A 14211-nucleotide genomic window follows, 5' to 3' on the forward strand; every position below is an offset into this window, starting at 1 on the left:
TCAGGGCAGTTCGGTGCCGGGCAGGGTCGTGAAGGCACGGGCTCGTACCGTGATCGCGAGCGCGGACACCGTCAGCGCCAGTGCCCAGACAGGCATGCTCTGCGGTGCCAGCAGCACGGACAGACGGGCGGTGAACAGACTGGGGATGATCGCCACGAACACCCACGCCGTGCCCAGCAGTTCCGCCGCGCGCCGTACGCCGGTCACCGTGCCCAGCGCGAGCGTGCCGACGGTGAAGGCGAGACAGGGCAGCAGGCACAGGGCCGGCGAGACTCCGACGACGCCCCCGGCCACGGCAAGCACCGGGATCACCGCCCCCAGCACCACGGCCGTGCGCCGCAGCACCAGTCGCAGCCCCGCACGCGGTGTGGTCACCGTCAACTCGCCCATCGGGTCCAGTCGCTGTGTCCAGGCGGCCGCGACGCCGAGCAGCGGAACCACCGGAGAGAGCAGCAGGACCAGTGAAGGTACGGTCTTGCCTCGGGCGAGCATGTCGATGCCGAGCGCCGAGAGAATCACCAGCACGCTCATCAGCAGCCAGGGCAGCTGCGAGGGCGGCGCCCAGCGGCGTGCCTTGTGCAGCAGTGGGGAACGCACCGGTGCGGGCCGGTCGAGCGCCGTCGCGTCCACTTCGGCCCACACGTCGTCCAGGAGTGTGTTCACCGCGGGCGTGTGCGTCGTGACCGCCTCGGCCACGTGGCGTCTGCACCGGCCGCAGTTCTCCAGGTGCGCTTCCAGCGCCCACTCCGTGTCCGCGGACAGCGTGGTGTCCCCGGTGACGTAGGCGGTGATCAGGTCGCGCGCGGCGTGTGGTCCCGTGGTCCCGGTCATGACATCGCCTTCCGCATGGCCAACCGCGCGCGCCGGGCCCGCGTCTTGACTGTTCCTTCTGGTATGCCGAGCAGCGCCGACGTCTCCCGGACGCTCAGTCCGTCCAGGACCAACGCCTGGAGCACTTGGCGGAGTTCGGGTGCAAGGGTGGCGAGGGCGTCGCCGACGTCACCGGACAGGGTCCACTCCAGCAGCGTCTCTTCGGCGCTCGGGGTGTCCGCTTCGGCGGAGTCGGCGGAGGCCGCTGCCCGGACGCTGGTCCGGTGTCGCCCCTCGGAGCGGAAGGCGTCGACGAGTCGCCGGGCGGACACCGTCCACAGCCAGCCCAGCGCACTGCCGCCGGCCGCGCCGCCGACGAACGAGCCCGCCGCTCGCCACACCACCAGATAGGTCTCCTGCAGCACCTCGCCCACGATCTGTTCGTCGGCGCAACGGCGGCGCAGCCGCACCGCGAGCCACGGTGAGGTACGGCGGTAGAACTCCTCGAACGCGGCGCGGTCGCCCCTGGCCACCCGGCGCAGCAGGCCTTCCTCGTCCAACCGCCCCATGACGGCCGTTCTTTTCCACACATCAGGGCGGTCGTTCCGGACGTCCCCGCGGGTTCACTCCTTGACTGTGATGCCCCTCACAGCGATTCCCCGGGGGCCAGATACCGGTAGCCGTGGTCGGTCTCCTGGGCGAGCCAGCCGTTGACGCTGCTGAGGCCGCGGTCGTTGATCTGGGCGTCGTGTATCGCGAACGCCCGCCGGGGTGCGACCGCCTTGACGAAGTCGATCGCCTCGGCCGTCCTCATCCACGACCCCTGGGCCGGAACCAGGAGCGTCTCGATCGGCTGCTCGGGGACGTGCAGCGAGTCACCGGGGTGGTAGACCGCCTCGTCGATGACGTAGCCGAGGTTCGCACAGTCCGGTTGGCCGCCGTAGATGAACGCGTGGCGCCCACCGACCGCCCGTACGCGGAAACCGGCGGCGGTGAACTCCTCGCCGGAGGACACCCCGGTGACCCGTAGTCCGGCGATGTCCGCGTCGGCCGGGGCGTGGACGGGCACGCCGAGCCCGGCCAGGCGAAGGACATCGATGTGATCGGCGTGTTCGTGCGTCACCAGCACGGCGTCCGCGCCGGTCAGGGCGCGCGGCTCGCTCCATGTGCCGGGATCGATGACCAGAACCCGGCCCTCGTGTTCGAGCCGTACGCATGCGTGGGTGTACTTCGTGATCCGCATGGCGTCCCAACGTACGCCCACCGAACGGTATGCGGCCGTACCCTGGTGGCCGTGCGCAGCGAGAACCCGGGGTCAGCGGCGGAACGGCTCACCGGGCGCCCGGTGAGGGGTGAGCGCCGGCTGTCGGCGATGCTCAGTGAAGTCACCCTCGACGGCGGCCAGGTCGTGATGGTCAAGTACGGGGACGGGCCCGCTGCGGTGCGTGCCGAGGCGGCGGGGTTGCGCTGGCTGGGCGACGCCGGGACGGTCCGTGTCCCGGCTGTGTACGGCCACGACGCCCACTGGCTGGTGACCGAGCGCGTCCCGCACGGCCGGCCCGACCGGCGGTCGGCGGTCCGGTTCGGCGGTGACCTGGCCGCCCTGCACTCCGCCGGCGCGGCGGCGTTCGGTGCCGCGCCGCCCGACGGCCCCGGCGAGGCGTACATCGGGCTCGCTCCGATGCGGAACACTCCCGATGACGACTGGCCCCGCTGGTACGCCGAGCACCGGGTGCTGCCCTACCTGCGCCGCGCGGTCGACGACGGCATCATGCGTGCCGGCGAGGCCGCCGTGGTGGAGCGTTTCTGCGAGCGGCTGCCGGAGCTGGCCGGTCCCGCCGAGCCGCCCGCCCGGCTGCACGGCGACCTGTGGAACGGCAATCTGCTGTGGGGCGCCGACGGACATGCCTGGCTGATCGATCCGGCCGCCCACGGGGGACACCGCGAGACCGACCTGGCGATGCTCCACCTCTTCGGCTGTCCCCACCTGGACCTGATCCTGGAGGGCTACCAGGACGCGGCGCCGCTCGCCGACGGCTGGACCGACCGCATCCCACTGCACCAGATGTTCCCCTTGCTGGTCCACACCGTGCTGTTCGGCCGCGGCTACGCCGAGCAGTCCCTGGCGGCGGCCCGAGCGACCCTGACCCGCTGACGCCGTCACGGCGGATGACAGACTGATCGCATGGATCAGCGTGTAATCGGCAGGTTGGGTCAGCAGGTGTCGGTCGTGGGGCTCGGCACCTGGCAGTTGGGGGCCGACTGGGGGGACATCGACGACAAGGACGCCCTGACGGTTCTGGAGGCGGCGGCCGAGGCGGGGGTGACCTTCTTCGACACGGCCGACGTGTACGGGGACGGGCGCAGCGAGCAGACCATCGCCGCGTTCCTGCGCGCCCGGCCTGATCTGCAGGTGCTGGTCGCGACGAAGATGGGCCGTCGCGTGGAGCAGATCCCGCAGAACTACGCCCTGGACAACTTCCGTGCCTGGAACGACCGTTCCCGGCGCAATCTCGGCGTCGACCGCATCGATCTGGTGCAGTTGCACTGCCCTCCGACACCCGTCTACTCGTCGGACGAGGTGTTCGACGCCCTGGACACGCTCGTCGACGAGGGGCGCGTCGCCGCGTACGGCGTCAGCGTGGAGACCACCGCCGAGGCGCTGACGGCGATCGCGCGACCGAACGTGGCGAGCGTGCAGATCATATTCAACCCGTTCCGGATGAAGCCGCTGCGGGAGGTTCTCCCGGCGGCCGAGAAGGCGGGGGTGGGCATCATCGCCCGGGTGCCGCTCGCTTCCGGTCTGCTGTCGGGCAAGTACACGAAGGACACGGTCTTCGCCGCCGACGACCACCGGACGTTCAACCGGCACGGGGAGGCCTTCGACCAGGGCGAGACCTTCTCCGGCGTCGACTTCGAGGCGGGCGTCGAGGCGGCGGCCGAGTTCTCCGCCCTCGCGCCGGAGGGGTACACCCCGGCCCAGTCGGCGCTTCGCTGGATCATCCAGCAGCCGGGCGTCAGCACCGTCATCCCCGGGGCCCGTTCGCCCGAGCAGGTCCGGGCCAACGCGGCCGCCGCCGAGTTGGCGCCGCTCTCCGACGCAACGCTCACCGCGATCCAGGACCTGTACGACCGCAGGATCAAGGATCAGGTGGAAGGCCGCTGGTAGGCCACAAGGGCTGACTCCGTCCGCCCGTGGGAAGGGCTGCTTCGGCCACTTCCGCGGGCGGACGACGTGTCTCCGTGCTGTCTCCGTGTTTCCCGAGCGCGGCAACAACCCCGCCACATCGACGAGATGACGTCGCGCCCTCTACTCCGAGGCCAGTACGCGCGGTTACTCCCGCCGTCAGACGTTCTCGGCGCTCCCGCCCGGCACCGTAAGCCGGGTGAAACTGAACCGACCCGCACGCCGGGCTCTCCTCGTTGTCCATGTGGCCGCCTCCGCCGGCTGGCTCGGGCTCACGCTCGGGCTGCTCGCGCTCGGGATCGCCGCGGCCACCACCGGGTCCGAGGTGACCGTGGAGTCCTCCGTCCGCGCCATGAGACTCTTCGCCGACTGGCTCCTGCTCCCCGTCGCGTTCCTGACACTCCTCAGTGGTCTGGTGCTGTCCCTGGGCACCGCGTGGGGACTGGCCAGGCACCGGTGGGTCTACACGAAGTTCTGGCTGAGCCTGGCCACGACCACCGCGACGGTCTTCGCGCTGCGCCCCGGGGTGAACTCCGCGGTCGCCGCCGTCGCCGCGGGCCGCCCCCTGCCCGACGCCGGCGACGTCCTGTACGGGCCGATCGTGTCTCTGTCCGCGTATGTCTTCATGACGGTGATCTCCGTCCTCAAACCCTGGGGGCTGACACGGCGGGGCCGCAGGCTGCGCGCGCCCGCCCGCAGGCAGAAAAACATAACAGCACTTACATAAGCACTGTTACGATCCCTTCATGACCGAACCCCAGGCAGCCGACCCCACCCAGCAGAGCCTCTGGCGGCCGTTGCGCCGCCTCCAGGCATCGATGGACGCGGACATCGCCCGGATCTACTCCGAAGGGCAGATCGAAGGGCTCAAGCCGAGCTTCGTGATGGAGTTGCTCCGACTCCATGCCTACGGGCCGATGTCCATCAGGGAACTGGCCGAGTCGGTCGACCGGACACACTCGGCGCTCAGTCAGAAGGTGGCCGCGATGCGCGCGGCCGGCTGGGTTCAGACCGTCGCCGGTGACGACGCGCGCAGCAAGAAGGTGACGCTCACAGAGAAGGCCCGCAGTGTCGTCGACCGCCTGGCGGCGGAATGGCGGGCCACCGAGGCCGCCATCGCCGAGATCGAGGAGGAGATCCCCTATCCGCTCAGCCGGGTGGTCACCGACATCGAGCAAGCCCTGGAGCGCAAGAGCTTTCACGACCGGATCGCTGAAAAGCTGGCCCAGGACTCCGCGTGGCACTGAGACACATATGGCTCGATGTGACCCCGCTGCGGTCGTCGCCGCCGTTCCGGCGGCTGTGGATCGGTCAGACCCTTTCGGGGCTCGGCAGCCAGATGACGGCCGTCGCCGTGATGTTCCAGATCTGGCAGACGACCGGGAGCACCGCGTGGACCGGCGCGGTGGGCCTGGCGCAGGCGATCCCGCTCGTCACGCTCGGCCTCTTCGCCGGATCGGTCGTCGACCGGGTCGACCGGCGGAAGTTCTACCTGTTCACGACCGGCGGGCAAGCCGTCTGCTCGCTTCTGCTCGCGCTTCAGGGCTTCCTCGGAAACGTGCCGGTCGGCGGAGTGCTGTTGCTGGTGGCGGCTCAGTCCTGCTTCACCGCCGGCGGCGGCCCGGCGTCCCGTACCTTCATCCCGCACCTTCTGCCCGAGCACCAGCTGGCTGCCGGACTGGCCCTGCGGCGGATCGCCTTCCAGGGGGCCATGCTGGCGGGGCCCGCCCTGGGCGGGCTGATCACGGGTGGACTGGGAGTCGGTACCTGCTATGTGATCGACGCGGTCACCTTTGCCGCAGCGTTCTACGGTGCGTTCGGTCTGCCACGAATGAAGCCCGGAGGCGAGCCCGCCCGTCCAGGTCTCCGCGGAGTCCTGGACGGCCTGGCCTTCCTGGTCAGGACTCCCGTCATCCGCGGAGCCCTGGTCACCGACCTGGCCACCACGGTGCTGTCCATGCCGATCAGCCTGTTCCCGCTCATCAACTCGGAACGGTTCGGCGGCAATCCGCGGACTCTCGGGCTCTACCTCACAGCCATAGCCGTCGGCGGCACCATCGCTTCCCTCCTCTCCGGAACCTTCACCCGGCTCCCCCGCCCCGGCCTGGTCATGCTCGGCGGCTCCGCCGCATGGGGCGCGGCACTCACGCTGTTCGGCATGTCACCGGATGCATGGACGGGGTTGGCCTTCCTCGTGCTGGCCGGCGCCGCCGACACCGTCTCCGTGGTGTCCCGCAGCACGATCGTCCAGATGCACACGCCGAACGAACTGCTCGGACGCGTCAGCGCCGCTGAGCAGGTCGTCGGGCAGGCCGGCCCCGACATCGGCAACCTGCGCGGCGGCCTCGTCGCGGACGCCACGACGGGAACAACAGCCCTCATCAGCGGCGGCCTGCTCTGCCTCGGCGCTGTCGCCATGGTGGGAGCCACCACCCCGGGGCTGCGCCGGGCGTCTGCGAAGCCCGCACCCAGGTGATCGTCCATCGAGCGTCCGACACGCCGTCCTCGGAAACGGTCACCGGTCCGGGACTACCCTGAGGCATCCTCCGGTTGGCACGACTGGATCAGATGGATCAGCTGGGTCAGTTGTTACGACGCAGCATCGAGCGCGGAGGGATCGGAATCGATGTCGGAATCGATCGGGAACGTCACCGCTGTGGATCACGGCAGCGCGGCGAAGGAGGCCGTCGGGCGGTACGGCATCTGGAGCATGGGGCTGCGGGCTGAGGAGCCCGCACGGCGTGGTGAGCTCGCGGAGGCCGTGGCCGAGATCGAGGAGCTCGGCTTCGGGGCCGTGTGGCTGGGCGGCAGCCCCGGGGTGCGGCACGCCGTGCCGCTCGTCGAGGCGACCGAGCGGGTGACCGTCGCCACCGGCATCCAGAGCATCTGGGACTACGAGGCGGCCGACTCCGCCCGGCAGTTCGCCGATCTGGAGGCCGCCCACCCCGGCCGTTTCCTGCTCGGCCTCGGAGTGAGTCACGCCCGACTGAGTGACCAGTACCGTCGCCCCTACTCCTCCATGGTGGGTTACCTGGACGCGCTGGACGCCGCCGGTGTTCCGGCCGGGCGGCGGGTGCTGGCGGCGCTCGGGCCGAAGATGCTGAAGCTGTCGCGCGACCGGGCCGCCGGTTCGCACCCGTACCTGGTCACGCCCGAGCACACCGCGCAGGCCCGCGAGATCCTGGGGGACGGCCCGCTGCTGGCGCCGGAACTGAAGGTGGTCCTGGAGACGGACCCGGACCGCGCCCGTGCGATCGCCCGCGACTACCTCGCCCTCTACCTGGGACTGCCGAACTACACCAACAGCTTCCTGCGGCTCGGATTCACCGAGGACGACTTCACGGGCGGCGGAAGCGACCGGCTCGTCGACGCCGTGTACGCCTGGGGCGACCAGGACCGTGTGAGGGCGAGCATCGACGCCCTCCACGCGGCGGGTGCCGACCACGTGGCCCTCCAGGTCGTCGACGACCAGCCGCGCGACGCCCTCCCCCGCGCTGCCTGGCGCCGCCTGGCGGATCTGCTGAACTAGACCGGTCCGGTCCCACGACCACGGAAGACCGATCCGGCGACCATGGACGAAGCAGCCGGGCATGCACGTGATGCTCACGTTCCGGGTCGCCGGTCACCCGTTCAGAGGACCGCACCGGCTCCTGTCACCCGCACGACCAGACGTCACCCGGATGAGCACACTGGTCCGGACCGGTTGACGCCGGGCTCGCTCCAGCGTCCGTTTCGTTGGCATTCCCGGGGTACTCGGCAGGCGCCGGTACCGAGTCAGGCCGGACACTGGTGTCCTGCCGGTGTGGGCCGGTCCACGAGACCAGGACGCTACTGCCATGAATCACGACACGACATGTACCAGCGGGGCAGCGGACGCCCTCTCCTCCCATTCCGTGTTCGGAGCTCCCTGCTGGGTGAGCCTGACCAGCCGGGACATGCAGGCCACGGAGGACTTCTACCACGCGGTACTCGGGTGGGAGTGGCGGACGGCGAAGCTCGGGGACCGGTTCCGCATCGCGCTGCAGGACGGGGCGCCGGTCGCGGGAATCGCCGGGGTGGCGACGATGTGGCAGGTGGCTGTCGCCTGGACGCCGTACTTCGCCGTGCCCAGTGCGGACGATGCCGTGTCCCGGGCGCGGGAGCGCGGGGGCACCGTGGCGGTCGGGCCGCTCTCGTTCCCGCCGGGTCGGGCGGCTCTGCTGGCCGACCGCGACGGGGCCACCTTCGGGATCTGGGAGGGCGACCTCTTCACCGACTGGGAGGCCTGGCGCCGGGTCGCTCCGGCCTTCATCAAGCTGCACACCCGGGACGCCTTCGACGCCGCGATCTTCTACGGCCAGGTCCTGGACTGGGCCACGGAACGGCCGGGCTGCTGCGAGGTCCACTACGAAGGCAACGAGGTCGTGCTGCGCAGCCGGGGCACGGTCGTGGCCCGGATCAGCTCCGGGGCGCTGGAGGCGGCGCCCGACCCCACGATCCGGCCCCACTGGCAGGTCCACTTCGCGGTCTCCGACGTGGCGGCCTGCGCGAAGGCGGTGGAGAAGAACGGCGGCACCGTACTCCGGCAGAGCGAGGCCGAGGCCGTTCTCCGTGACCCGGACGGCGCCCAGTTCACGGTGACCGGGCACATGGATCAGGACGACTGACCGCCCGCCCACGGTCCGCCCCGCTCCGGCACCCCTCGGCGCTCCCCCGCCGTCGTGGCGCTGCTCACCGTCCTCGTACAGTCCTGGACGGCCGGGACAGCAGCACCAGGCCCCGGGCCTCGACGAGGATCTCCGTGTCCGCCTTGCGTTCCGTCTCGTCCGGGGTGCCCTGCGGGGCGGCGGTGTCGATCCGGGTCGTCCAGCGTTCGCCGTACGTGACGTCCGGCAGGCGGAAGGTCATGGGCTCCCAGTAGCCGTTCAGCAGGAGCAGGAAGGAGTCGTCCAGCACACGCCGGCCGTACGGGTCGCGTTCCGCGATGGCGTCGCCGTTGAGGAAGACGGCGACGGAGTGGGCGTCGGAGCGCTGCCAGTCCGCGTCGGTCATCTCGCGGGAGTCCGGCAGCAGCCACACCAGGTCGGGCAGCGGCCGGCCGACATGGGTGGCGGTGTCTCCGTGGAAGAAGCGGCGGCGGCGCAGGACGGGGTGGGCTGCGCGCAGGGCGATGAGGCCGCGGGTGAAGTCGACCAGCTCACGCTGTTCGCCGGTCAGCCGCCAGTCGATCCAGGAGACCTCGTTGTCCTGGCAGTAGGCGTTGTTGTTGCCGCGCTGGGTGCGGCCCAGTTCGTCGCCGTGGGAGAGCATCGGGATGCCCTGGGACAGGAACAGGGTGGCGAGGAAGTTGCGTTGCTGGCGGGCGCGCAGGGTGAGGACACGGGGGTTGTTCGTGGGGCCCTCGGCTCCGCAGTTCCAGGAGCGGTTGGTGCTCTCGCCGTCCCGGTTGTTCTCGCCGTTGGCCTCGTTGTGCTTGTCGTTGTACGAGACGAGGTCACGCAGGGTGAACCCGTCGTGCGCGGTCACGAAGTTGATGCTGGCGCGCGGGCAGCGCCGGCTGTGCTCATACAGGTCCGCCGAGCCGGTCAGACGGGACGCGAACTCGCCCAGCGTGTGCTCCTCGCCGCGCCAGAAGTCCCGTACGGCGTCACGGTACTTGCCGTTCCACTCCGACCACAGGGGCGGGAAGTTCCCCACCTGATAGCCGCCCTCGCCCACGTCCCAGGGCTCGGCGATGAGCTTGACCCTGCTGATCACCGGGTCCTGCTGGATCAGGTCGAAGAACGCCGACAGCCGGTCCACCTCGTGGAACTGGCGGGCCAGGGTCGCCGCGAGGTCGAAGCGGAAGCCGTCGACGTGCATCTCGGTGACCCAGTACCGCAGCGAGTCCATGATCAGCTGGAGGACGTACGGGTGGCGCATGAGCAGGCTGTTGCCGGTGCCCGTCGTGTCGTAGTAGTGGGCCCAGTCGCCGTCCACCAGGCGGTAGTACGAGGCGTTGTCGATGCCGCGGAAGGAGAGGGTGGGGCCCTTCTCGTTGCCCTCGGCGGTGTGGTTGTAGACCACGTCGAGGATCACTTCGAGGCCGGCCGCGTGCAGGGTCCTGATCATGGACTTGAACTCGGTGACCTGTTCGCCGCGGGTGCCGTGGGCCGCGTAGGCGTTGTGCGGGGCGAAGAAGCCGATCGTGTTGTAGCCCCAGTGGTTCGACAGGCCGCGGCCCTGCAGGACGCCGTCCTGGACGTACTGGTGCACCGGCATCAGCTCGATCGCGGTCACGCCCAGTGAGGTCAGGTGGTCGAGGATCGCGGGATGCGCGAGGCCCGCGTAGGTCCCGCGGAGTTCGGCGGGGACCTCCGGATGCGTGCGGGTCAGGCCCCGGACATGGGCCTCGTAAATCACCGTTTCGGCGTAACTCCGCCGGGGAGGCCGGTCGTCGCCCCAGTCGAAGGACGGGTCGGTCACCACACCCAGCATGGTGTGCCCGGCGCTGTCGCCGGGGGCGGGTCCGGCCGGGGCGCGTTCGTAGAGCGAGGGGTGGTCGTCGACCTGCCCGTCCACCGCTGTGGCGTAAGGGTCGAGGAGCAGTTTCGCCGGATTGCAGCGGTGGCCCGCGGACGGGTGCCAGGGGCCGTGCACCCGGTAGCCGTAGCGTTGCCCGGGTCCGACGCCGGGCAGGTAGCAGTGCCACACGAAACCGTCGGCTTCGGTGACCGGGACGGAACGGGAGGTGCCGTCGTCGCCGACGAGGACGAGGTCGACCCCTTCGGCGACCTCACTGAACAGGGCGAAGTTGGTGCCCGCACCGTCGAAGGCGGCGCCCAGCGGGTAGGGGTGTCCGCTCCAGACGGGCACCCCTTTCCGGCCTGGTCGCACGGTCACCGCGCCTCGTCCCACTCGTCCGGCACAGCACCCTCGTGGCCGGTCAGGGCCGGAACCGGCACCTCGCCCTCCGGGCCGACGAGCACGGGGACCGGCATCTCGCGGGGCACCCGGAGGGCCTCGCGCTCCGTCGGGGTGGGTGCCGTCGGGACCAGCGGCGCCCGTTCGCCGGCGCGGGCCCGTTGCGAGAACCAGATGACCTTGCTGCCGGCGGCTGTGGCGCAGCAGCCCCAGCCGTCGCTCAGCGCGGCGATGCCCACCAGGCACGCCCGCAGGTCCTGGTCGGGCCACAGCTCCCGGTCGTTCTGGCCGAAGGCGGTGATGACGTACTGGCGGTTCCACCACATCTCGATCGACGTGTTCTTGTCCGTGGCGTGCTCGTCGATGGCGCGCAGCAGCAGCTCCGCGCCCTGGCAGACGGGCTCGACGAGGGTTTCCAGATCCCAGTACCGGAGGTGGGCGGCCATGATGCGCCTCACCTGTCCGACCCGTTCCGGGCTCACTTCCACGTCGAGGTGGTAGTAGCAGGGCACTGCGGTCTTCATCGTCGTTGGCTCCTCACCTGCGCAGCTCTCGCCCGTCCTCGTCCTTGCGGACCGAACCCCGACACGGGGCGTGAGCGCCGATCGCTTCTGAGTTACTCCAGAGTGGGAGTGCTACGCCATTCGTGCAACACGAGCGACGGATGAGGTAGTTGAAGCTCCAACAAGACGCTGAGTCGTCAACCGTGCACCATGAGTGAAGGTCTCGGCCCATGTGACGGGTCGGCACCCCTGCCTGCACGGCCTCGGCCCGGTCATCCGGGAGACCGTGCCCGTCGAGAGCGTGGAAAGGTGACCGGCGCCATGCTGCTGCCCGCCAAAGCCGAGGTCGCCCGGCACCTGGAGCGGTACCGGGCGTGGGAACGCGTGATGCTCGCGGCCCCGACCGACCGGACGGCGAGGGCGAGTTTCGAGGACGCGGGCTACACCTTGTGCGTCCTGATGGGCAAGCGCTGCGCCCGGGAGGCCGTTGATGCCGCCGAGCTCTATCTGCGGTCCAACCTGGTCGCGTATCTGCGGGAGAACGGCCAGTCGCAGCAGCGGCACGTGGGCAGACGCGGCCCTCCTCCCGGCCGCCGTTCCCGGCCAGGAGGCAGCACATCAGGGAGGTAGGAACCGTCGGGCACAGCTTTCGGCTCAGAGCCCGGCTCGAACACGGCGGAGGTGAAACGCATGAGGTCGACTCCGGCCATCGGCCGCATCCCGGTACGGGATGTCCGGCCGGCCGTCGAGTGCGGCAGACGCCCGGCGAAGGCCGTCGAGGGCGAGACCTTCCAGGTCTCGGCGACGGTGTTCCGTGAGGGCCATGACGCCGTCGCCGCCAATGTCGTCCTGAAGGACCCGAACGGCCGTACGGGCCCGTGGACGCCGATGCGTGAGCTGGAGCCCGGCACCGATCGCTGGGGCGCGGATGTCACGCCGCGTGAGGCCGGTCTGTGGACGTACCGCGTGGAGGCCTGGAGCGACCCGGTGACCACCTGGCGCCGAACCGCGGACATCAAGATTCCGGCCGGCATCGACACCGGCCTGGTGCTCGAAGAAGGCGCCGAGCTCTACGAGCGAGCCGCCGCCCGAGTACCGAAGGGCGCGGCACGTGACGCGGTCCTGACCGCCGTGGACGTTCTGCGGGACGAGACGCGTCAGGCGGCTGTGCGTCTCGCGGGCGCGTTGACGCCCGAGGTCGATGAGGTCCTCGCGCGGCATCCGTTGCGGGAACTGGTCACCGCTTCGGAGGAGTTGACGCTGCTGGTGGAGCGGGAACGCGCGCTGTACGGGTCGTGGTACGAGTTCTTCCCGCGCTCCGAGGGCACGCCCGAGTGCCCCCACGGCACGTTCCGTACCGCCGCCCGCCGGCTGCCCGCGATCGCCGCCATGGGCTTCGACGTCGTCTACCTGCCCCCGGTCCACCCCATCGGGCGTACCTTCCGCAAGGGCCGCAACAACACCCTCTCCCCCGAACCCGGCGATGTCGGCGTGCCGTGGGCCATCGGCTCCCCCGAGGGCGGCCATGACGCCGTCCACCCCGCCCTGGGCACCCTCGACGACTTCGACGACTTCGTGGCCGAGGCCCGGTCGCTGGGGATGGAGACCGCGCTGGACTTCGCCCTGCAGTGCTCTCCGGACCATCCCTGGGTGGACAAGCACCCCGAGTGGTTCCACCACCGCCCCGACGGCACCATCGCCCACGCCGAGAACCCGCCGAAGAAGTACCAGGACATCTACCCCATCGCCTTCGACGCCGACATGGACGGCCTGGTCACCGAGACGGTGCGCGTCCTGCGGCACTGGATGGCCCACGGTGTGCGGATCTTCCGTGTGGACAACCCTCACACCAAACCGGTCGTCTTCTGGGAACGCGTCATCGCCGACGTCAACCGCACCGACCCCGACGTGGTCTTCCTGGCCGAGGCGTTCACCCGCCCCGCGATGATGCACACCCTCGCCCAGACCGGCTTCCAGCAGTCCTACACCTACTTCACCTGGCGCAACACCAAGCAGGAACTGACCGAGTACCTCACCGAGCTGTCCGGGGACGCGGCCTCTTACATGCGGCCGAACTTCTTCGTCAACACCCCCGACATCCTCCACGCCTACCTCCAGCAGGGCGGCCGCCCCGCCTTCGAGGTACGCGCCGTACTGGCCGCGACGCTGTCACCGGCCTGGGGCGTCTACAGCGGCTACGAACTGTGCGAGAACACCCCCCTGCGCCGGGGCAGCGAGGAATACCTCGACTCCGAGAAATACCAACTCAGGCCCCGCGACTGGGAAACCGCCGAACGCGAGGGACGCAGCATCGCGCCCCTCATCACCTCCCTGAACCGCATCAGGCGACGCCACCCCGCCCTGCGCCGGCTCAGGAACCTGCGCTTCCACCACACCGACAACGACGCCCTGATCGCGTACAGCAAACGCACCGGCTCGGACACGGTCCTGGTGGTCGCCAACCTCGACCCCCACCACACCCAGGAAGCCACGGTCTCGTTGGACATGCCGCAACTCGGCCTGGACCGGTACGAGTCCGTGCTGGTCCACGACGAGCTCACCGGCGAGATCCATCACTGGGGCAGAAACAACTACGTGCGCCTCGAACCCGGCCGGGCACCCGCACACGTCTTCCATGTGCGGCGGTCGTCATCGGCGCAGAGCGGAGGGTCAGGAGCTCCATGACCGTGAACAAGCCAGTCCCGGACACTTTCGAGGACACGCCCGCCAAGGACCGGGACCCTGAGTGGTTCAAACGCGCCGTCTTCTACGAGGTCCTTGTCCGCTCCTTCCAGGACAGCAACGGCGACGGAGTCGGCGACCTCAAAG

14 protein-coding genes are annotated in these 14211 nt (G+C 70.2%); 9 read left to right on the top strand and 5 right to left on the bottom strand.

Annotation, left to right across the window (positions count from 1 at the left end):
• From FPZ41_RS06410 to FPZ41_RS06420, 3 genes are all read right to left on the bottom strand, one after another.
• Positions 1 to 831 carry a zf-HC2 domain-containing protein gene (locus FPZ41_RS06410; protein WP_152859942.1) on the bottom strand — a complete coding sequence of 277 codons (831 nt, stop codon included), beginning with the start codon at positions 829 to 831 and terminating at the stop codon, positions 1 to 3.
• Entirely contained in the window at positions 828 to 1379 is a 552-nt protein-coding gene (locus FPZ41_RS06415; RefSeq protein WP_152859944.1) for an RNA polymerase sigma factor, read from the bottom strand. Before FPZ41_RS06415 ends, FPZ41_RS06410 begins: the two co-directional genes overlap by 4 nt.
• A gap of 77 nt (positions 1380 to 1456) precedes the next feature.
• Entirely contained in the window at positions 1457 to 2053 is a 597-nt protein-coding gene (locus FPZ41_RS06420; protein WP_152859946.1) for an MBL fold metallo-hydrolase, read from the bottom strand.
• Between the two features lie 129 nt (positions 2054 to 2182).
• Between FPZ41_RS06420 and FPZ41_RS06425 the strand changes: the two genes are divergently transcribed.
• The 7 genes from FPZ41_RS06425 (at position 2183) to FPZ41_RS06455 (ending at position 8643) form a co-directional block, all read left to right on the top strand.
• A complete protein-coding gene (locus FPZ41_RS06425; protein ID WP_152859980.1) occupies positions 2183 to 2965 on the top strand; it encodes a fructosamine kinase family protein in 783 nt (260 codons plus the stop codon).
• A gap of 30 nt (positions 2966 to 2995) precedes the next feature.
• Complete coding sequence (locus tag FPZ41_RS06430; protein WP_152859948.1) at positions 2996 to 3979, top strand: aldo/keto reductase; 984 nt, start codon at positions 2996 to 2998, stop codon at positions 3977 to 3979.
• 217 nt (positions 3980 to 4196) lie between these two features.
• Positions 4197 to 4724 (top strand): DUF2269 family protein, encoded by a 528-nt coding sequence (locus FPZ41_RS06435; RefSeq protein WP_322619884.1) that lies wholly within the window; start codon positions 4197 to 4199, stop codon positions 4722 to 4724.
• A gap of 19 nt (positions 4725 to 4743) precedes the next feature.
• Complete coding sequence (locus tag FPZ41_RS06440; RefSeq protein ID WP_152859950.1) at positions 4744 to 5244, top strand: MarR family winged helix-turn-helix transcriptional regulator; 501 nt, start codon at positions 4744 to 4746, stop codon at positions 5242 to 5244.
• A complete protein-coding gene (locus FPZ41_RS06445; RefSeq protein WP_322619885.1) occupies positions 5235 to 6473 on the top strand; it encodes an MFS transporter in 1239 nt (412 codons plus the stop codon). Before FPZ41_RS06440 ends, FPZ41_RS06445 begins: the two co-directional genes overlap by 10 nt.
• 150 nt (positions 6474 to 6623) lie before the next feature.
• Positions 6624 to 7526, top strand: coding sequence for an LLM class F420-dependent oxidoreductase (locus tag FPZ41_RS06450; RefSeq protein ID WP_152859952.1), 903 nt, complete (start codon positions 6624 to 6626; stop codon positions 7524 to 7526).
• Positions 7527 to 7833: 307 nt separating this feature from the next.
• A complete protein-coding gene (locus FPZ41_RS06455) occupies positions 7834 to 8643 on the top strand; it encodes a VOC family protein (RefSeq protein WP_152859954.1) in 810 nt (269 codons plus the stop codon).
• 64 nt (positions 8644 to 8707) lie between these two features.
• Here the strand turns inward: FPZ41_RS06455 and glgX are convergent, their stop codons facing one another.
• Positions 8708 to 10858 (bottom strand): glycogen debranching protein GlgX, encoded by a 2151-nt coding sequence (gene glgX / locus FPZ41_RS06460; RefSeq protein WP_322619886.1) that lies wholly within the window; start codon positions 10856 to 10858, stop codon positions 8708 to 8710.
• Positions 10855 to 11403, bottom strand: a complete 549-nt coding sequence (locus FPZ41_RS06465; RefSeq protein WP_228022521.1) for a pep a2 — start codon at positions 11401 to 11403, stop codon at positions 10855 to 10857. The genes glgX and FPZ41_RS06465 overlap by 4 nt, the downstream gene beginning before the upstream one ends.
• 300 nt (positions 11404 to 11703) lie before the next feature.
• On the opposite strand from FPZ41_RS06465, the gene FPZ41_RS06470 reads away from it, so the two are divergent.
• Both FPZ41_RS06470 and FPZ41_RS06475 read left to right on the top strand, forming a co-directional pair.
• The gene (locus FPZ41_RS06470) at positions 11704 to 12012 is read left to right on the top strand and encodes a DUF5133 domain-containing protein (protein ID WP_131561378.1); all 309 of its coding nucleotides are present in this window, start codon (positions 11704 to 11706) and stop codon (positions 12010 to 12012) included.
• 60 nt (positions 12013 to 12072) lie between these two features.
• Positions 12073 to 14067, top strand: a complete 1995-nt coding sequence (locus FPZ41_RS06475; protein ID WP_152859956.1) for an alpha-1,4-glucan--maltose-1-phosphate maltosyltransferase — start codon at positions 12073 to 12075, stop codon at positions 14065 to 14067.
• Positions 14068 to 14211 lie beyond the last annotated feature (144 nt).

Source organism: Streptomyces acidicola, from assembly GCF_009377235.1.
GTDB classification, from domain to species: domain Bacteria; phylum Actinomycetota; class Actinomycetes; order Streptomycetales; family Streptomycetaceae; genus Streptomyces; species Streptomyces acidicola.